The following is an 18,880-nucleotide window of genomic DNA, read 5'->3' on the forward strand; positions in this document are numbered from 1 at the left end:
TCCCTCTCATAGTGTGATTACCGTGATCTTGTCACTGTTCAATACGCCGGCCCGCCGCAGGCGATACAGCACGTCATCCTTGGTGCCGGCTAGGTAGAGCCTGCCTCCCCGGTCCCGGCACACACTGGCCTGCCGCAGCAACAGATGCAGGCCGCTGATATCGATAAAATTGATGCCCTCCGCCAGGATCACCAGATTCGGCCGGTCATGGGCATCCAGCCGCCGTGCGATCCCCTCGCAGGCGCCGAAATACAGGGAGCCGTCGATCCTGACCACCGCGCAGCTGTCGGGGGTCAGGACCTGCCGAATGGCCACAGGTGCCTGTGCCAGCTCACAGGCCACCACCGGCGGCCGCATGGTGCGCAGCAAGTAAAAGACAAAGGACGCCAGCACCCCGACGAAGATGGCGAACTCCAGCGCCAGCAGCAGGGTGCTGGCAAAGGTGAGCAACAAGACCGTGGTCTCGGCACGGCTGACAGCCAGCGCTTCACGAATACTGTGCCGGTCAATCAGGTTGGCGGCGACCACCAGCAGCATGCCGGCCATGGCCGGCATGGGCACGTAGCCCAGCAACGGGGTTGCCAGCAACACCATGGGCACCAGAAACAGCGCGGCCATCACCGCGGCCAGCGGGGACCGGGCCCCGGCACTGGCATTCAGGCCGGAGCGGGTAAAAGATCCGGATGACACATAACCAGAGAAAAAGGCGCCCCCGATATTGGAGATCCCCTGCCCGATAAACTCCTGATCACTGTTCATACGCTGCCCCGTGCGCACCGCCATGGCCCGGGAAATGGCAGCGGCCTCGACCAAACCCAACAGCCCCAGCGCCATGGCGCCGGGGGCCAGCTGGCGCAATATATCCAGGGAAAAGAGCGGGGTCGATAACGGCGGCAGACCCGCCGGCACGGCGGCGATGCGCTGAATATGCACGCTCTGCGGATCGATCCAGGCGGCCAGAACAGCCCCCCCGGCCAGCGCCAGCAACATGCCCGGCCAGCGGGGTAACCAGCGCCGGAATGCCAGGCAGGCGGCCAGGGTAACACCGGTGATAAACACCGCCTCGGGGCAAATATCGTCCCACCGCTCCAGCAGCGCCGGCCAGCTGTCGAAAAAATCGGCACTGTCGAGCGGGCCCAACCCCAGCGCATAGGGCAACTGGCTGTTAGCAATGATCAACGCGGCACCGGCAGTAAAGCCAGTCACCACCGCATGGGATACCAGATTCACCAGCACGCCCAGCTTGGCCAGACCCAACAGTAATTGAAACAACCCGGTGAGAAAGGTCAGGGTCAGCACCAGCACCACATACTCTCCGGGGCCGGCCTCGGCAAATGGCTGCAGAGTGGCAAATAACGCAATCGACAACGCTGCCGTCGGCCCGCTGACCATTTGCCGTGACGAACCGAACAGAGCTGCCAGTATGGTGGGAATAATGGCGGTATACAGGCCGTACTCGGGGGGCAGGCCCGCCAGCAAGGCATAGGCAACGCCTTGCGGTATTACCAATACCGCCCCCGTCAGCCCGGCCAGTACATCGGCACGCAGCGAACAAGTGCTCTGTTGCGGTAACCAGCCCATGAAGGGCACCAGGCACAGCAGCAGTGTCTGGTAGCGCTGTGCCTTGCCCTGTGCTGTTATCATGATTGCATCCCGGAAATGACCGGCAAAGATGCTCGCCGATCCAGAACATTTGGATAGATGATATTGCGCATGTGCCGGCCAAAATACTCATTCAGCCCTTTTATTTTCCCGTCGCTATAATGACCGAAAAAAATATATAGAAAAATACTGGCAGCTACACCGTCAGCAAACATGTCCATGAATATCTCCCTATTATCACATGCCTTTTCAAAAAACACTTCAATTAACAAAGCGGAAGGAAACATAAGTAAAAATACCCCGCCACCATGGTCATGCTCAAACGATGAATATCTGGTCAAATGCGTTAAATTAATTAAGACAAGCGCACCCGAACAATCGGAATAAAAGAATGGAAAGGTGGAAAATAAAATGAAAGCAAGAAACCGGGTCAATTGACCCGGCGGCTCTATGCGCCCGCCAAGGAAGCATGCTCCCCAACTGGGCACGGTCATTACTTTTTGACCTGCGGGTAACGGGAACGCCGTTCCAGATCGTAGAGGCCAATGGTATGACGCACATACTGGTGGCTGGCATCCACAAAGGGCTGGAAATCCCAGGGGGTATACTTTCCCTTGTTCAGCGCTTCACCCACAAGTTGGCGACGACGCTGGCTCTGGAGCACATTTTCATTGAGCTGGTCCAGATCCCAGCCACTGGCCACCTGCTCACGGAACGACTGCAGCACATCAGCATGCGCCGGCGAATTCGCCAGGTTGCGTAACTCCTGTGGATCCTCGACCAGGTTGAACAGCTGCTCCGGATCGGCCGGTGAACAAATGTATTTGTAAGCTCCACGACGGATCATCAACAGTGGCGCCAGTGCCCCCTCCGCCAGGTATTCGCCGATGACCTCGTCATGCCCCTCCTCGCCCTGCAGGTGCGGCACCAGACTGCGCCCTTCGATGGGAGTGACATAACCGGACTGAGGCCCGTCCACCATCTCGACAAAGGTGGGCAGCAAATCCAGCGTAGACACGCTGGCGCTGACCCGCCGTGGGGCAAAACGCTCGGGGTAATGAACAATCAGCGGTACCCGGGCAGACCATTCAAACCAGCTCATCTTGTACCAGAGCCCACGCTCGCCCAGCATGTCACCGTGGTCGCCGGAAAAGACAATGATGGTATTTTTATCCAGGCCGGTTTCCTTGAGGGTTTTCACCAGCTTGCCGACCTGATCATCCACATAGCTGATGGAGCCATAATAGGCATGACGCGCATTGCGGATCTGTTCATCGGTCACCTCGGTTTTATCCAGACCGCAGACAAAGCGCAGGCGCTCGGAATGGGGATCATGCTCACCCGGCGCTACCTTGACCGACGGCATGTCGATGTCGTCGTGGTGGTAACGGCTCCAGTATTCGTCGGTGGTAATGTAGGGATCATGGGGATGAGTCATGGAAACCGTCAGACAGAAGGGGCGATCGTCGCTGCCGCGCACCTGGTCGTAGAGAAAGCGCTGGGCGTTCACTACCACTTCCTCGTCGTAATCCAGCTGCAGGCTGCGCACACAGGGGCCGGCCTCGATGACCGGGTCCATATTGTGATACCACTCAGGGCGCTTCTCCGGCTGATCCCAGCTGGTGATCCAATTGAAGTTGGACGGGTAGATATCACTGGTCAGGCGCTCTTCAAAACCATGCAGCTGGTCAGCGCCGCAAAAATGCATCTTGCCAGACAAAGCCGTACGGTAACCGAGGTTGCGCAGGTAATGGGCAAAGGTCGGAATATCGTCGGCCAGATCGGCCGCATTGTCATAGGCACCGATTTTTGACGGCAGACGCCCGGTCATCAGCACATAACGCGACGGCGCGCACAGCGGGCTGTTGCAATAAGCGGAATCAAACACCACCCCAGCATCGGCCAGTGCGCTCAGATGAGGGGTCTTAACAACGGGATGACCATAAATGGGAAGCGCGGGCGCTGCCAGCTGATCCGCCATGATAAAAACGATATTTGGCCTGTTGGTATCCATTACTGCTCCTTTGTAACGAGACTAGATCCTGCTATACATAAATTCGCCTAATTGCTGTACCCTGCGGGCACAAGACAATGTTGCACAGTAATTAAGGAACTGTGAACAGATCTTGGGCTAATGTTAAGGATTAGACAGATTTATGACTAAACTCGATCAACTCCCAAGTCTGGTGACCTTGCTGGCATTTGAGGCAGCGGCAAGGCTGGGGAACTTCACCCTGGCGGCCCAGGAACTGGGCAGTACCCAGTCTGCCGTCAGCCAGCAGATTCGCCGCCTGGAAGGGGATTTAGGCGCATCTCTCTTTCATCGCGCCCACCGTGGCGTGACCCTGACCAGTGCGGGTGAAACCCTGCTCACGGCGGTACTCGAAGGTCTGCACCGGCTGGCGGAAGGTGTTGGTGCAGTACAGCAATCCGGCCAGCACTCGGTCATCAATGTCGCAACTGACTATGCCTTTGCCGCATTCTGGATACTCCCGCGCCTGTCCGGCTTTCGCGAGCACTATCCCAATACCGAAGTACGTGTGGTGACATCGCAGCAACGCAACACACCGGCCCAGCAGGAATTTGATCTCGCCATTCTGTTCGGCAACGGCTACTTTCCCGGCTGCATCAGCCGCCAGCTGTTCAGAGAGCAGGTTTTGCCGGTATGCAGCCCGACCCTGTTGCAGAACAGAGGACCGGTAACCCATGCAGAGCAGCTGGCGCAGTTCCCCTTGCTCAAGCTCGATACCGACTACCATCTCGACTGCTTTACCTGGCCCCGGCTGTTCAAGACCCTGGGAATTAACGGTGCGCCACCGGAGCCGGCCATTGCGTTCAATAACTACACCCTGCTGCTGCAGGCGGCGATCGCCGGCCAGGGCGTGGCCATCGGCTGGACCGGACTGGTGGACTCACTGCTGGATAACGGCCTGCTGGTTCCCGTGCTCGAACAACGCTTCACTTCGGCCAATGGCTACCATGTGGTCCTGCCCCAGCGACGCGAGGTGGAACCGGTGGTGCAGTGCTTTGCCGACTGGCTTTACCATGAAAGCCTGCCGGCGCCAGGCTAATCACAGCAAGGCCGGACAGTGGCAAGAAGGTAACAATGGACCAGTGAATGACACTGCGCGGCATCATATACATACAACCCGCGGCCGGACACCGGCTGCCAACCCAACCAAGATGACAAGGAAGACACAGATGACAACCGAGCTGAGCATATTCGAGTCCCCGGTCAAACCCGAGTGGATCGACTACAACGGCCATATGAACGATGCCTGCTATGTGGTGGTGTTCGCCACCGCCCTCAATAATTTCATCGACCAGATCGGGATGGATGCCGCCTTTCGGACTCGGCATCAGGTTTCGCTCTACACACTGCAAAGCGCGGTGCACTACCTGCAGGAAGTAAAAGAAGGCGAACCCTTAAAAATTTTTGCCCAGCTGCTTGAACACGACAGCAAGAAGTTGCGCCTGGTGCTGACCATGCGCCATGCCGACACTGGTGTCGATCTCGCCCTGATGGAAACCCTGCTGCTGCACATGGACATGAGTATAAAACGGGCCAGCGCCTTTTTACCGGCCACCCGGGAGCAGCTTGAGCATCTCCATGCCCGGCAGGCAAGCCAGCCTTGGCCTGCCCAGGCCGGCCGTGGTATCGCCCTCAGGCGCCCCGCCTGAGCCTGCTCATGTCAATGGCCTGACAATACACTTCCGGCCACCCCTGCGGATCAGCTGGGCCGTGGCCGTAACTGCCACGAGCAAGGAACGCAGTGCTCGACCGTCATCATGACACTGTGCGCGGCCAGGCACGAATAAGTGCCGGCCCCAAGGAGATACCACCATGAGAAGCATCATCAAGGCCCTGCCGCCGCTGACCTACCTGGTCGCTTTTGAAGCGGCCGCCCGTTATCAGAGCTTCACTCAGGCCGCAGACGAACTCTGTGTCACCCAGGCAGCCGTCAGCCGGCAAATTCGCCTGCTGGAAGAGGAGCTGGGATGCGTCCTGTTCAATCGCTCACACAAGGCCGTGACCCTCACGCCGGACGGGCGCAAGTTCCAGCGGGCCGTCACCGCGGCATTGGAGCTGCTTGCCTCCTCAGCTTCAGAGCTGAAAATCCATCGTTCCTGCTCCACGGTCACAGTGTCTGCCGATCTGGCCATTGCTTCCCTGTGGCTTATTCCCAAGTTGCCACTGTTTCGTATGGCCCATCCGGACATCGTCGTGCATGTGGACGCCTCCGATGATCATACCCATCAGCTCAGAGAAGGCTCGGATATCGCCATCCAGTTCGGTGATGGCCACTGGCCCGGCTGCAATGCCCGCTTTCTGCTGGGAGAGGAAATCTTTCCGGTATGTAGCCCGGCCTACCTGGCCGGCATCCAGTCACTGGAAACCCCCGCCGACCTGTCTGCCGCCACCCTGATCCACCTGGAATCCGAGCACTGGGACTGGATGGACTGGGCCACCTGGCTGGCCCACCAAAACATCGCGCTGCCGGCGGGCCGCCAGGATATCTATATCAGCAGCTATCCGGCCGTTATCCAGGCGGCGCTGAGTGGCCAGGGAATCGCTTTGGGCTGGCGGCACCAGGTAGACGAACTGCTGGCCAGCGGAGCCCTGGTGCGGCCAATGGCCGCATCGGTAAAAACCCGGCGCGGATTTTACCTAGTTCACCCCAGCAACAACCTGCTGAGCGAAGAAGCCCTGAGCTTCTGCGAGTGGACCATAGAGCAATGCATGGCGGCAGGACCGCTCAAGGGCACATCAGATGCAGCATGGGTCGGTACCTGATAGGCCGTCGCCAGGACACTCCCATTCATTAATAAAACCAAACAATTCGACAGAAAAATAAACTTAATAAATTTATAACGTCATTACACACTAGGACCGATACCAGCAAACGGTTCACCCGTGGCATCGCGAAACGCGACCCGGGGACGCCATCCCACAAGGACGAAACGGGGAGTAATGATGAACAAAGTATTGTGGCAACCAGACAGAACACGTATTGAACACAGCCAGCTGCACCGGTTTATGCAGCAGGCCAGCGAGCACAGTGGTCTGAAGCTCGACAGCTACGACCGGCTGTACCGCTGGTCGGTAGCACAGCCGGAGGCGTTCTGGTCACTGCTGTGGGACTTTACCGGGGTGATGGCGAGCGAGCGGGGTGAACGGGTGCTGCTCGATGGCGAGCGGATGCCCGGCGCACGCTGGTTTCCCGATGCACGACTGAACTATGCCGAGAACCTGCTTCGCTTTCGTGACGAGCGTCCGGCATTGGTGTTTCGCAATGAGGCCGGCCGGCGCGACAGCCTGAGTTATGCCGGGCTTTACCGGCGGGTGGCCCAGGTGGCCGCCGGTCTGCGTCGCGCCGGTGTGGAGCCAGGCGATCGCGTGGCCGGCTTTGTGCCCAACGTCATCAACACTGCGGTCGCCATGCTGGCCGCCGCCAGTCTGGGCGCCGTCTGGACCGCCTGCTCACCCGATTTTGGCCTTCAGGGCATCATCGACCGCTTTGGTCAGACCGAGCCCAAGGTGCTGTTCACCACCGACGGCTACCTCTATAACGGCAAGTCCTTTAACTCACTGGAACGCCTGACGCAGGTACTGCCGCACTTGCCGACACTCGGCCAACTGGTGGTGATGCCCTACCTCGACGCCAGTCCCGATCTGAGCCCGGTGCCTGGCGCCGTGCTGCTGGATGACTTTATCGATGCGGCCGCGACCGAGGTCGAATTCACCCGGGTGGCCTTCGACAACCCGCTCTGTATTCTCTACTCTTCCGGCACCACGGGGGTGCCCAAGTGTATTGTTCACGGGGTGGGCGGCACTCTGCTGCAACACCTCAAGGAACACCAGCTACACACCGACCTGAAGTCCGGGGACACCCTGTTCTATTACACCACCTGTGGCTGGATGATGTGGAACTGGATGCTCAGCGGCCTGGCCACCGGCGCTACTCTGGTGCTGTACGACGGCTCCCCCTTCGCCCCCACGGCAGAAGTACTGTGGGATATTGTGGCGCAGGAAGGAGTCACCGCCTTCGGCACCAGCGCCAAATACATCGCCGCCCAGGAAAAGGCCGGTATTCGCCCGAGGCAAAGCCACCGGCTGGATGCCCTCAGAACCCTGCTGTCCACCGGCTCGACCCTCACCCACGAGAGCTTCGAATATGTCTACCAGGAGATCAAACGCGATCTCTGCCTGTCATCCATCTCGGGCGGCACCGACATACTGTCGTGTTTTGCCCTAGGCTGCCCCATCCTGCCGGTGAGCGCCGGTGAGCTGCAGTGCAGGGGACTGGGGATGGCGGTCGACATCTGGGACAACGGCCAGCCGGTGGCCAGCGGCAAGGGTGAGCTGGTCTGTACCCGCCCCTTTCCGGCCATGCCCATCGGCTTCTGGAATGACAGTAATGGTCGCAAGTACAAAGAGGCCTATTTTGAGACCTTTGACAATGTCTGGGCCCATGGCGACTACGCCGAGCTGACCCCCAGCGGCGGTATGGTGATCCACGGCCGCTCCGATGCGGTGCTCAATCCGGGCGGAGTGCGGATCGGCACCGCCGAGATCTATCGCCAGGTGGAGAAGGTTGAGGCGGTGCAGGAAGCCGTCGCCATCGGCCAGCCCTGGCAGGGCGATGTACGAGTCGTGCTGTTTGTGGTGCTCAAACCCGGCTACCGGCTGGACAAGCCCCTGGAACAGACGATTCGCCACACCATTCGCAGCAATACCACACCACGCCATGTGCCGGCCAGGATTATCCAGGTAGCGGATATCCCCCGCACCCGGACCGGAAAGCTGGTGGAGCTGGCCATTCGAAACACGGTGGAGGGACAACCGGTGAAAAACCTGGAAGCGCTGGCCAATCCCGAGGCACTGGCACTGTTTCGGGACCTGCCGCAACTAAACTGCTGATAATAAATTCTGTAACGGCACTGCGGGCCTGAAAAGTCCCGCTCTGCCCCAATATTCTGCTGGAAAGCGGCGCTGTTGATAAAATCAGAGCCGGGGCGGTCAGTCCCATCTAGGCTTGATGTCCTTAACTGGCTGGCTGGCTGGCTGGCTGGCTGGCTGGCTACAGGCATATTAAGCCCGGGCACTTTGTTCAGGACCAGCACACTAGCCAGAGTTTTTCCGACCTGACCATTGTATTTACGCAGGCAAGGCGGATAGCAATGTTTGTATCAAACTTCCAATGTCAGTTGGGGACCGAGTTATGGCTGGCCGGGCCCGCAATCGGAATGTTGGCTACAATCCGTGCTCGACTGGGGCTCTGGATGTCGCTATGGGGAGTCGTCGTTGCCTAACAACCCCTTAGAGCTCCCATATCGTCCGACTCTACGCAATTTCTCTCGCTTTCCCATCAAGGCTTGAAAAGTCGTCTGAGAGACTATCAATGGCGTCAGGGCGATTGGGGGTGCCACTTGGCCGCCATCACCGATTTGGTACTAAGGTTAGCGTGTGTTCTTTATGTGCTCGCTTTGTATGCACACAAAATTGCAGAGTAGATCACGCAAGTAACTGGCTGAAGCCAAAAGAGACATCAGCGATTATCTGATGAACTACTACAACCGGCAGCGCCCTCATCAACACAATGGCGGATTGCCGCCGGTTGAGGCAGAGAATCGGTCTAATTTACTGTCCGGGATTAGTTGACCACTACACTTTAAACAAATTCTGTTTCTTTATGAACATTTGGAATCACCTTGAAGTGAGCGAAAATTGAATAAAGTATTGATAAAAAGTGGCATTCTCTAACACCCAACAAATTTATTCATTCACTTCAACAAGTTACATTTTCACACAAGCAGTCTCTAAGAATCACTCAACACACAAACTTCAAGTTTATTATAATTATCAGCCCTCAAGATGATTCACCAAGCGAGAATCATGGCTCTTTTTTTTCGGAGAGAGGAGCCGCTAGCAACATCCAAAACGCAGGAGAAGCCACATGCCAGTAAGCTTGAATGTAAACGGTGTTGACCATGACATTGATGCATCGCCGGATACGCCCATCCTCTGGGCAGTGCGTGATCATCTGGAAATGACCGGCACCAAGTTCGGGTGCGGCCTGTCGCAGTGTGGTGCCTGTACCGTGCACCTGGACGGCCAACCGATTCGTTCTTATGTCACTCCCATTCAATCCGCCGTCGGCAAGAAAATTACGACCATTGAAGGCGTACAAAGTCAGGTTGCGAAAGCGGTGCAGCAAGCCTGGGACGACGTGCAGGTGCCACAGTGTGGATATTGCCAGTCTGGGCAGATCATGTCTGCGATTGCGCTGCTGGAAAATAACCCTGCCCCGACCGATGACGACATCGATGCGGCCATGTCCGGCAATATCTGCCGCTGCGCCACCTATGTGCGTATTCGTAAAGCGATCAAGAATGCCGCTGCACAGCTGTAAATTGTTTGATTAAGGAGTGATCAATCATGCGTAGAATCTCTTTACCGAGTGAGGCCACAAACGTCGCGCTCGACCGCCGCAAGTTTCTCAAAATCATGGGTGGCATAGGCGCTGGACTCACCCTGGGATTTTCTTTACCTGTATCACTAAATGCCCGGGCAACGGAAACCGCCCCTGCGACGGCATTATTTGAACCCAATGCCTTTGTACGTATCGGTACCGATAACAAGGTAACCGTCATGATCAAACACGTTGAGATGGGTCAAGGAACCTATACCGGGTTGACCACCTTAGTCGCCGAAGAGCTGGATGCCGACTGGGACCAAATGGCCGCAGAAGGGGCGCCTGCGGACGCCAACCGTTACAACAATACCTTCTGGGGGCCGATGCAAGGAACGGGCGGCAGCACGGCAATTGCCAACTCCTATCTTCAGATGCGTACCGCAGGCGCGGTTGCCAAAGCCATGCTGGTTGCCGCTGCAGCCCAGCGCTGGAATGTGGATGCCAGCCAAATTCAGGTGAAGGCAGGCATTGTTAGTCACGGAGACCAGCAAGCCACCTTCGGAGAGCTGGCAGAAGCGGCGGCCGGCCAAGCGATACCCGATGAAGCCAGCGTGACACTGAAATCGCCAGAGCAGTTTGTATTTATCGGCAAGCAAACACTGAGTCGCAAGGACATCGGCAAGAACAATGGTACGGCCATATTCACCCAGGACATCAAGTTGCCGGGCATGTTAACGGCCGTGGTGTTACACGCACCAAAATTTGGCGCCAGGCTGAAAACGCTGGATGCCGCCCAAGCGAAAGCATCTGCCGGAGTAGTGGACGTATTGACTATCTCAACGGGGGTGGCGGTACTGGCCAGGGATTACTGGAGTGCCAAAAAAGGGCGAGAGCAGCTCGCCGTGACCTGGGATGAAAGTGACGCTTTTACCAAAAGCTCGACGCAAATTATGGCGGAATACAAAGAGCTGGCTAAAAATAATGGCCTCTCTGCCCGCAGTGAAGGAGACGTGGTGTCTGCCTTGCAACAAGCGGCAACCGTCATCGACAACCACTACGAGTTTCCTTTTTTGTCCCATTCGGCGTTGGAGCCAATGAACTGTGTTGCACAGGTCACCGAACAAGGCTGCGAAATCTGGAATGGTGAACAATTCCAGACCGTGGATCAGATGAACATCGCTCAGTTGCTGGGCATAAAGCCAGAGCAGGTGACCATACACATGCTGCTGGCGGGGGGCAGTTTTGGTCGCCGGGCAAATCCTCACTCCGATTATTTGATTGAAACCGTAGAAATTGCCAGACAGAAAAAGGGAACGCCGATCAAATTGGTATGGAGCCGGGAAGACGACACTCAGGTGGGTTACTATCGTCCGGCCTATGTGCATCGCATCCAGGCGGGCCTTGATGCCGACGGCAATATTTCAAGCTGGAAGCAGCACATTGTGGGCCAATCCATTGTCACCAACACGGCCTTTGAACCCGCATTGGTGAAAGAAGGCATTGACCATACCTCGGTAGAGGGAGCGTCAAACATTCCTTACGCAATTCCGAACTTGTCTATCGAACTGACCACCGTTAAAGAAGGCCCAACCGTTCAGTGGTGGCGCTCTGTAGGCAGCACGCACACCGCCTTCGCGATTGAGACCATGATTGATGAGCTGGCCGTGAAAACCAACCAGGATCCGGTGGCAATGCGCATGCGGTTACTGGCGAAACATCCTCGTTGGCAGGGCGTGCTCAAACTGGCAGCGGAAAAAGCCGAATGGGGTAAAACGCTTCCCGCCGGTACGGGCTTGGGGGTGGCCGTTCATGAGTCCTTCAGCACCTTTGTTGCCCAAGTGGCTCAGGTAACGGTCAAGGATGGCCACATTTCGGTGGACAAGGTGGTTTGTGCCGTTGATTGTGGCGTACCGGTGAATCCGGACGTGATTGCCGCGCAGATGGAAGGGGGGATTGGTTTTGGTCTGTCACCTACCCTGATGAGTGCCATTACCCTGGGGGAAGGTGGCATGGTGGAGCAATCCAACTTCCACAACTATCAGGTGCTGCGCCTGGATCAAATGCCAGAAGTTGAAGTGCATATCGTGCCTTCGGCAGAAGCGCCTACCGGGGTGGGTGAGCCGGGTGTTCCGCCTATTGCGCCGGCGGTTGCAAATGCCGTTGCCGCTGCAACCGGACAGCGTTTATACACCTTGCCTCTGAAACTGGCGACGACTTAAGTCGCCCTTTACAAAGGAGCAGTTGGCATAATTCACATTGGCTGGCTTAAGGTATAGTCGATGGCTAAATAGCTGCTCCGAATGCTGACGCACCAAAGGCAAGGAGCTCGGTCCGGACTGCGAGCGCTGATCAATCGCCAAACATGGTCGACTCGACATCCACCGGACTGAGTTCATGTCCATCCTCACCTCCCAGCCTCGCCCGAACCGACGCCAGTAGGACATGCTCCCCAGCTTCACCCAAACGCCTAGCCGTCAACGAATGAGCATAATGGCCACAGCCATTCGCCTTCCGATAAGAGCCCTCTACCTGCAGATCTCATCGGTACCATAGCCCCAAATACGGTCAGCAGCTTCTGCCAACCCGCCTGTATTGCAGATGGACAGGACGGAGTCATTGATGCCAAAATTGTTACGTTATAACATATCTCAAAATGACCAACCCGATGTCTGCCAAGGAATTTAATGCCACTGAGAAAAATCAAGGGAGTGCACTCACCTCTTCTCAGCAGGCGATGCGGCGCCTCGGTGTCAGTGCGTTAACGAACCATTACACGACAAGGGGCAAGGTAGGAAATCCGGCTCCCTTTTCCGAATGGGAATGTGCAACAACATGAGGTGTCCCCCATGACCAAAGAAGAACTTCTCCAGCAGCCCGAAGACGCCTACATGAATGCTCAACAGCAGGAGTTTTTTCACGAGTTGCTGCTGAAGCAGCGTCGTGAATTGCAAGAGCGCATTGAGGAGGAATTCGATGGACTGCGCAAATACGAAATCGGCAGTGACCTCGCCGATATCGGCAGTACGGAAGAACAGCGCCAGGCACACCTGCGCTTGCTGGAGCGTGAAAAAAAGCTACTCAACAAGATAGAGCATGCACTTCAGCGATTGGCCCGTGGCGAATATGGCTGGTGCCAGGAAACCGGCGAGCCCATCGGGCTGCCCAGGCTGCTGTTGCGGCCAACCGCCACACTCAGCATCGAGGCCAAGGAGCGACAGGAGCTGCTCGAGAAACACCAGCGCCGGCACTGAATTGCCTGATGAGTATCGCCAGTGAATGAAGAACACGTATACCCGAAGCAATGAAGACCGCACTGTCCGATGCCTTCTCGACCAAGGCCGCACCGGGGCCACGCGCCCATCAATGGGCTATCGCCGTTCGTGCCTGGTGTTCATCACCCAGGATGTAAACCGGGACGTGATCGAAAACACCTTTCATGCCTTTCGGCAGGCGTTGCCACAGGCCAAGGAGTCCATAACATGACCTATCCCATCACTCTTTACAACACGCTCAAGCGGCAGAAAGCGCCTTTGCGTACCGGCCGCCCCGATCGCGTGACAATGTATGTATGCGGACCCACCGTTTACAACTACGCCCACATTGGCAACGCGCGGCCCGCCGTAGTGTTCGATGTGCTGGCCCGGTTGCTCAGACATGACTACCCGGAAGTGGTCTATGTACGCAATTTCACCGACGTGGATGACAAAATTAATCAGGCCGCCGCTGCCGCCGGCCTGCCCATCAGTGCCATCACCAATCGATATATCGATGCCTACCATCAAGACATGCGGTCGCTCGGGGTATTGCCCCCCGATCTGGAGCCCCGTGTCACCGCGCATATCGCGGACATCATCGCACTGATTGACACCCTGATAGCCCGTGGCCATGCCTATGTAGAACAAGGGCACGTGCTGTTCCATGTGCCATCCTACCCGGCTTATGGCCAGCTCTCGGGCCGGCGCGTTGAAGACATGCTGGCCGGCGCGCGGGTGGAAGTGGCCCCTTACAAGCGCGATCCCATGGACTTTGTGCTCTGGAAGCCTTCTACACCGGCGCTGCCGGGGTGGGACAGTCCCTGGGGTAGAGGCCGTCCGGGTTGGCATGTGGAATGCACGGCCATGATCGACAAGCACCTGGGTCACACCATCGACATTCACGGTGGCGGCCAGGATCTGATCTTTCCGCACCACGAAAATGAGATCGCCCAAGGCACCTGTGCGCACGGTGAGCTTTACTGCCGTACCTGGGTACACAACAGCTTCGTCACCGTAAATGGGCAGAAAATGTCCAAGTCTCTGGGCAATGTACTGCTGGCGCGCGAGCTGCTGGACCAGGCGCCAGGTGAAGCTATTCGCCTGGCACTGCTGTCCACCCACTACCGCAAACCGCTGGACTGGAATACACAACGCCTGCTGAACGCGCGAGAAACCCTGATCAAGTTCTACAGCAGCCTGCTTCAGGTTGAGCATATTGACGTTCTGCCGCACACCTCACCTGACCTTCAGGTGCTGGAGGCGTTGCGCAACGATCTCAATGTTTCTGGTGTCCTGGCCCGGCTGCGAGTACTGCTGACCCGGCTGGATGAAGCGGACTCGGATGACCGGCGTGCGCATGCCAAATCCGTGCTGCTGGCGTCCGCCGCCCTCATTGGGCTGTTGCAGCAACCGCCACAAACGGTCCTGGCCGAGCTAAGACCGGCGGCCGTTGAGCAACCAAGCGATAACGATCGCGTCCAAAGCCTGCTGGCCGAACGTGAGCAGGCACGCCGTGACCGCGACTTTGCCAGATCGGATGCACTGCGCGCGGCATTGAAAGCCGAGGGTTTCCTGGTAGAAGACACACCATCAGGCCCCGTGCTGCGGCCTGTCGAGAAGGAGCTGGCATGACCCGCTGGCCCAGTCTGCTGCTGGTACGCGGTGCAGCCGAGAGAGTGTTGAACACGTCAAAGTGCAGTCAACGTCTGGCTGCAATAATGGAAGGACTTCTATGATTCGAAAAAATCCTCGGGGCGATCTGCCGCAAATCCACCCCAGTGCCTTTGTCGATCCCACCGCCATTCTGTGCGGGTTGGTGATCGTGGAAGAAAATGTCTTCATCGGGCCCTACGCGGTGATCCGTGCCGACGAAATGGACGCCAACGGCCACATCGATCCCATTGTGATCGGTGCGCATTCCAATATTCAGGACGGCGTGGTCATTCACTCCAAATCCGGTGCCAGGGTCAGCATTGGCCAGCGCACCTCCGTTGCGCACCGCGCCATCGTTCATGGCCCCTGCACCGTTGGCAGCAATGTGTTCATCGGCTTTAACAGTGTGCTGTTCAACTGCACGGTCGAAGACCGCTGTGTGGTGCGACACAATGCCGTTGTGGACGGTGTGCATTTGCCGGCGGGGTTCTATGTAACGTCAACCGAACGTATTGGCCCCGAAACCGATCTGGCCGCACTGCCCCAGGTTCCCGTTGCCGCCAGTGAATTCTCCGAAGACGTGGCCCGCACCAACAATGAACTGGTGCTGGGTTACAAACACATCCAGAACGAGTTCTGAACATGACGATTGCTTACAGCGAACAAGAAGCCATTACCCTCACCCTGCCTGACGGCAGCCAGCGCCGTTTTGAACACCCCGTCTCGGTGGCAACGCTTGCGGCTGAAATAGGCCCGGGCCTTGCCAAGCAGGCGATAGCCGGCAGGGTAAACGGTCGCCTGGTCGATGCCTGTGACCTGATCGACCAGGATGCGAACGTACAGATTATTACGCCCAACGACGAGGCAGGGCTGGAGATCATTCGTCATTCCTGCGCTCACCTGATTGGTCATGCCATCAAACAGCTCTATCCCAGTGCCAAGATGGCCATCGGCCCCGTCATCGACAATGGTTTCTACTACGACATCGCCTATGAACGCCCCTTTACGCCCGAGGATTTGGCCGCCATCGAGCGGCGCATGCGCGAGCTGATTGCCAAGCACTACGAGATAGTCAAACGCATGCTGCCGCGCGGCGAGGTGATTCGCCTTTTTCAGGAACGTGAGGAAGACTACAAACTGCGCCTGATCGACGACATGCCGAACGAGCAGGCTATGGGCATGTATTTCCATGAAGAATACATCGACATGTGCCGCGGACCTCATGTGCCCAACTCACGATTTCTGAAGCACTTCAAGCTGACTCGCATCTCCGGTGCCTATTGGCGTGGCGATGCCAGGAACGAGCAGCTTCAACGCATCTACGGAACCGCCTGGGCCGACAAGAAGCAACTTGCCGCCTACCTGCAGCGCATTGAAGAAGCCGAGAAGCGGGATCATCGCAAGCTGGGCCGCGAGCTGGACCTGTTCCACTTTCAGGAAGACGCGCCAGGTGCGGTGTTCTGGCACCCCCGTGGCTGGTCCGTGTTTCAGGAGCTGATCGCCTATATGCGCCGCCGCCAGCAAGACGCCGGCTACGTGGAAGTGAACTCGCCCGACGTGATGGACCGCAGCCTGTGGGAGATATCCGGTCACTGGCAAAACTACCGCGACCACATGTTTACCACCGAGACCGAAGACGGCCGCGCGCTGGCGCTCAAGCCGATGAACTGCCCCGGCAGCGTGCTGCTGTACCGGCACGGACTGAAGAGCTATCGCGACCTGCCCATTCGCATGGGCGAATTCGGCAAGGTGCATCGCTACGAGCCCTCGGGCGCACTGCACGGCCTGCTGCGCGTACGCCATTTCACCCAGGACGATGCCCACGTGTACTGCACACCGCAGCAGATGGGTGCCGAATGCCGTGACGTGGTGGCACTGGTGCTGGACATCTACCAGCAGTTTGGCTTTGAAGACGTGAGCATCAAGCTCTCCACCCGCCCCGAAAACCGCATGGGTGACGACGCCAGCTGGGATCTGCTGGAAGGTGCACTGGTGCAGGCGCTGGAGGGCATGGGGCTGGACTACCAGCTCAACCCGGGTGAAGGCGCCTTCTACGGCCCCAAGCTTGAGTTTGTACTGCGCGATGCCATCGGCCGCGACTGGCAATGCGGCACCCTGCAGGTAGACATGAACCTGCCCGAACGCTTTGGCATTGAATACGTCGACGAAGACGGCCAGCGCAAACGCCCGGTCATGTTGCATCGTGCGCTGTTTGGTTCGCTGGAACGTTTCACCGGCATTCTGATCGAGCATCATGCGGGCAAGCTGCCAGCCTGGCTGGCGCCGGTGCAGGCGGTGGTGCTTTCGATCACGGAGGAGCATGCCGCCTATGTTCAGGATGTAACGCAACTGCTGCTTGGGGCGGGCCTGCGTGCGAGCTGTGACGTAAGAAACGAGAAAATCGGCTACAAGATCCGCGAGCAAACACTGCAACGCGTGCCCTTCCTGTTGGTGGCCGGCGGCAAGGAGCGCGACGCTAGCACCGTGGCCATTCGCACTCGCAATGGTGACGATCTGGGTGTGCTGCCACTGGCCGAGGCGGTAACGTATTTGCAACAGGCGGCCCAGGCCCCCGACGTTACTGCCCGCGCAGCGGCACAACAAGCCTTGATCGACAGGCTCGGTGCCAATGCCCATCACTAACAAGACATCATGACTGAATAAAATAAGGGCGGCGTGCGCCGCCCCGAATTAGTGGGTCATGCCGTTGAGATGCTCAGAAAAACAAAACGGCGCTTGAGCAAGCGCCGTGAATTCACATGACTTATCTTTCATCAGACGGCGCATAGCGCTCGAGCCAGTGGGCATAAGGTGCAGGGAGCACCCACGAAGGTTTCTCTACGCCCAGCTTTTTCGCGGCATAGTAAGTCCAATGAGGGTTAGTCAGGTGCATTCTGCCCACCATGACAAGATCCAGCTGCTGCTTTTCAATGGTCTCGTTGGCAAGCTCAGGTGTATCAACACCCCATGCCGTGGCCACTGGAATAGCAGCTTCATTGCGTACGCGTTCAGCGATAGGCGCAAGGAATGCAGGACCCCATGGAATGCTGGCTTTCGGAATATTGAAGTTGACGCTGACGTTTACAAAGTCGGCACCAATTTCTTTAAACTGTTTGATCAGCTCAATAGACTCATTCAGTGTCTGCTCGTCTTCACCGTCATATTCAATCACACCGAAGCGGACCGTTAATGGCAAGTTCTGAGGCCATTCTTCACGCACGGCACTCAGTGTTTCAAGCAGGAAGCGAGCACGGCCTTTTGCGTCACCGCCGTATTCATCGGTACGCTTGTTGGCGTGCCTGGAGAAGAAACTTTGTGCCAGATAACCATGCGCAAAGTGAAGTTCAAGCCATTCAAAACCGGCCTCACGTGCACGCTTGGCACCGTTGACAAAGTCGCCTTTCACGCGCTCAATATCGGCCTTGGTTACTTCGGTCGGGGTTACCGGCAGGTGTTCACCAAATGCCACGGCAGAGGGACCAATGGGTTGCCAGCCCTTTTCATCTGTCGGCAGGATATGATCATCCCCTTCCCAGGGGCGGTTTGCACTTGCTTTTCTGCCAGCGTGAGCGATTTGAATACCTGCAACGGCGCCTTGATCTTTAATGCGCTGTGCAACACTCCGAAGGCCGCTTACGTGCTCTTCACTCCAAATACCCAGACAGTTTGGTGAAATGCGCCCTTCAGGAGAAACGGCGGTTGCTTCAACAATCACCAAGCCGGCACCACCGCGAGCAAGTGATTGGTAGTGTGCTTCGTGCCATTGATTGGTGAAACCGTCTTCTGCCAAATACTGACACATAGGTGGCACAGCAATACGGTTACGAAGTGTTACGTCTTTCAGCGTAAACGGCTCAAATAACGCTGCCATGTTTATCTCCCTGTTAGAAATCAAAAAGCAACACAAGAAGCACCAAAGAAGACTTCGGTGCGTTGGAATCAATCATTAGTTAC

At 57.2% G+C, this 18,880-nt stretch carries 14 protein-coding genes and 1 pseudogene; 11 read left to right on the forward strand and 4 right to left on the reverse strand.

The window, feature by feature from the left end; all coding sequences use genetic code 11:
• Nucleotides 1-6: 6 nt before the first annotated feature.
• Genes B6S08_RS03670 through betC form a run of 3 tightly spaced genes read right to left on the reverse strand, consistent with a single transcriptional unit; the run spans nucleotide 7 to nucleotide 3,616 of the window.
• Nucleotides 7-1,644 carry a SulP family inorganic anion transporter gene (locus B6S08_RS03670; RefSeq protein ID WP_094199408.1) on the reverse strand — a complete coding sequence of 546 codons (1,638 nt, stop codon included), beginning with the start codon at nucleotides 1,642-1,644 and terminating at the stop codon, nucleotides 7-9.
• Nucleotides 1,641-2,096: a hypothetical protein gene (locus B6S08_RS03675; protein ID WP_094199409.1), complete on the reverse strand. Its 456-nt coding sequence runs from the start codon at nucleotides 2,094-2,096 to the stop codon at nucleotides 1,641-1,643. The genes B6S08_RS03670 and B6S08_RS03675 overlap by 4 nt, the downstream gene beginning before the upstream one ends.
• Nucleotides 2,096-3,616 carry a choline-sulfatase gene (betC, locus tag B6S08_RS03680; protein ID WP_094199410.1) on the reverse strand — a complete coding sequence of 507 codons (1,521 nt, stop codon included), beginning with the start codon at nucleotides 3,614-3,616 and terminating at the stop codon, nucleotides 2,096-2,098. Before betC ends, B6S08_RS03675 begins: the two co-directional genes overlap by 1 nt.
• A gap of 142 nt (nucleotides 3,617-3,758) precedes the next feature.
• Here betC and B6S08_RS03685 point away from each other — a divergent pair, with 142 nt between their 5' ends.
• The 11 genes and pseudogenes from B6S08_RS03685 to thrS all read left to right on the forward strand — a co-directional run bounded on the left by B6S08_RS03685 (nucleotide 3,759) and on the right by thrS (nucleotide 17,569).
• On the forward strand, nucleotides 3,759-4,673 hold the full coding sequence (locus B6S08_RS03685; RefSeq protein ID WP_094199411.1) for a choline sulfate utilization transcriptional regulator: 915 nt from the start codon (nucleotides 3,759-3,761) through the stop codon (nucleotides 4,671-4,673).
• A 130-nt stretch (nucleotides 4,674-4,803) separates the two neighbouring features.
• Complete coding sequence (locus B6S08_RS03690; protein WP_094199412.1) at nucleotides 4,804-5,283, forward strand: thioesterase family protein; 480 nt, start codon at nucleotides 4,804-4,806, stop codon at nucleotides 5,281-5,283.
• Between the two features lie 163 nt (nucleotides 5,284-5,446).
• Nucleotides 5,447-6,397 carry a LysR substrate-binding domain-containing protein gene (locus B6S08_RS03695; protein WP_094199413.1) on the forward strand — a complete coding sequence of 317 codons (951 nt, stop codon included), beginning with the start codon at nucleotides 5,447-5,449 and terminating at the stop codon, nucleotides 6,395-6,397.
• Between the two features lie 177 nt (nucleotides 6,398-6,574).
• On the forward strand, nucleotides 6,575-8,524 hold the full coding sequence (locus tag B6S08_RS03700; protein WP_211284150.1) for an acetoacetate--CoA ligase: 1,950 nt from the start codon (nucleotides 6,575-6,577) through the stop codon (nucleotides 8,522-8,524).
• A gap of 606 nt (nucleotides 8,525-9,130) precedes the next feature.
• Nucleotides 9,131-9,265: pseudogene (locus B6S08_RS18190) on the forward strand (IS3 family transposase); the annotation flags it as partial.
• A 295-nt stretch (nucleotides 9,266-9,560) separates the two neighbouring features.
• The gene (locus tag B6S08_RS03705) at nucleotides 9,561-10,016 is read left to right on the forward strand and encodes a (2Fe-2S)-binding protein (protein WP_094199414.1); all 456 of its coding nucleotides are present in this window, start codon (nucleotides 9,561-9,563) and stop codon (nucleotides 10,014-10,016) included.
• A gap of 26 nt (nucleotides 10,017-10,042) precedes the next feature.
• Nucleotides 10,043-12,238: a xanthine dehydrogenase family protein molybdopterin-binding subunit gene (locus B6S08_RS03710; RefSeq protein ID WP_094199415.1), complete on the forward strand. Its 2,196-nt coding sequence runs from the start codon at nucleotides 10,043-10,045 to the stop codon at nucleotides 12,236-12,238.
• Between the two features lie 627 nt (nucleotides 12,239-12,865).
• The gene (gene dksA / locus B6S08_RS03715; protein WP_094199416.1) at nucleotides 12,866-13,270 is read left to right on the forward strand and encodes an RNA polymerase-binding protein DksA; all 405 of its coding nucleotides are present in this window, start codon (nucleotides 12,866-12,868) and stop codon (nucleotides 13,268-13,270) included.
• Between the two features lie 228 nt (nucleotides 13,271-13,498).
• Nucleotides 13,499-14,905, forward strand: coding sequence for a cysteine--tRNA ligase (gene cysS / locus B6S08_RS03720; protein WP_094199417.1), 1,407 nt, complete (start codon nucleotides 13,499-13,501; stop codon nucleotides 14,903-14,905).
• A gap of 100 nt (nucleotides 14,906-15,005) precedes the next feature.
• The gene (locus B6S08_RS03725; protein ID WP_094199418.1) at nucleotides 15,006-15,566 is read left to right on the forward strand and encodes a gamma carbonic anhydrase family protein; all 561 of its coding nucleotides are present in this window, start codon (nucleotides 15,006-15,008) and stop codon (nucleotides 15,564-15,566) included.
• Between the two features lie 2 nt (nucleotides 15,567-15,568).
• Complete coding sequence (gene thrS, locus B6S08_RS03730; RefSeq protein ID WP_094199419.1) at nucleotides 15,569-17,569, forward strand: threonine--tRNA ligase; 2,001 nt, start codon at nucleotides 15,569-15,571, stop codon at nucleotides 17,567-17,569.
• A 121-nt stretch (nucleotides 17,570-17,690) separates the two neighbouring features.
• Here the strand turns inward: thrS and B6S08_RS03735 are convergent, their stop codons facing one another.
• On the reverse strand, nucleotides 17,691-18,797 hold the full coding sequence (locus B6S08_RS03735) for an NADH:flavin oxidoreductase/NADH oxidase (RefSeq protein ID WP_094199420.1): 1,107 nt from the start codon (nucleotides 18,795-18,797) through the stop codon (nucleotides 17,691-17,693).
• Nucleotides 18,798-18,880: the final 83 nt, after the last annotated feature.

This window comes from Oceanimonas doudoroffii, from assembly GCF_002242685.1.
GTDB classification, from domain to species: Bacteria; Pseudomonadota; Gammaproteobacteria; order Enterobacterales; family Aeromonadaceae; genus Oceanimonas; species Oceanimonas doudoroffii.

Excerpts from the sequence above, each read along its gene's own strand:
- B6S08_RS03670 (WP_094199408.1), bottom strand. The coding sequence starts at position 1,644 with ATGATAACAGCACAGGGCAAGGCACAGCGCTACCAGACACTGCTGCTG.
- B6S08_RS03675 (WP_094199409.1), bottom strand. The coding sequence starts at position 2,096 with ATGACCGTGCCCAGTTGGGGAGCATGCTTCCTTGGCGGGCGCATAGAG.
- betC (WP_094199410.1), bottom strand. The coding sequence starts at position 3,616 with ATGGATACCAACAGGCCAAATATCGTTTTTATCATGGCGGATCAGCTG.
- B6S08_RS03685 (WP_094199411.1), top strand. The coding sequence starts at position 3,759 with ATGACTAAACTCGATCAACTCCCAAGTCTGGTGACCTTGCTGGCATTT.
- B6S08_RS03690 (WP_094199412.1), top strand. The coding sequence starts at position 4,804 with ATGACAACCGAGCTGAGCATATTCGAGTCCCCGGTCAAACCCGAGTGG.
- B6S08_RS03695 (WP_094199413.1), top strand. The coding sequence starts at position 5,447 with ATGAGAAGCATCATCAAGGCCCTGCCGCCGCTGACCTACCTGGTCGCT.
- B6S08_RS03700 (WP_211284150.1), top strand. The coding sequence starts at position 6,575 with ATGATGAACAAAGTATTGTGGCAACCAGACAGAACACGTATTGAACAC.
- B6S08_RS03705 (WP_094199414.1), top strand. The coding sequence starts at position 9,561 with ATGCCAGTAAGCTTGAATGTAAACGGTGTTGACCATGACATTGATGCA.
- B6S08_RS03710 (WP_094199415.1), top strand. The coding sequence starts at position 10,043 with ATGCGTAGAATCTCTTTACCGAGTGAGGCCACAAACGTCGCGCTCGAC.
- dksA (WP_094199416.1), top strand. The coding sequence starts at position 12,866 with ATGACCAAAGAAGAACTTCTCCAGCAGCCCGAAGACGCCTACATGAAT.
- cysS (WP_094199417.1), top strand. The coding sequence starts at position 13,499 with ATGACCTATCCCATCACTCTTTACAACACGCTCAAGCGGCAGAAAGCG.
- B6S08_RS03725 (WP_094199418.1), top strand. The coding sequence starts at position 15,006 with ATGATTCGAAAAAATCCTCGGGGCGATCTGCCGCAAATCCACCCCAGT.
- thrS (WP_094199419.1), top strand. The coding sequence starts at position 15,569 with ATGACGATTGCTTACAGCGAACAAGAAGCCATTACCCTCACCCTGCCT.
- B6S08_RS03735 (WP_094199420.1), bottom strand. The coding sequence starts at position 18,797 with ATGGCAGCGTTATTTGAGCCGTTTACGCTGAAAGACGTAACACTTCGT.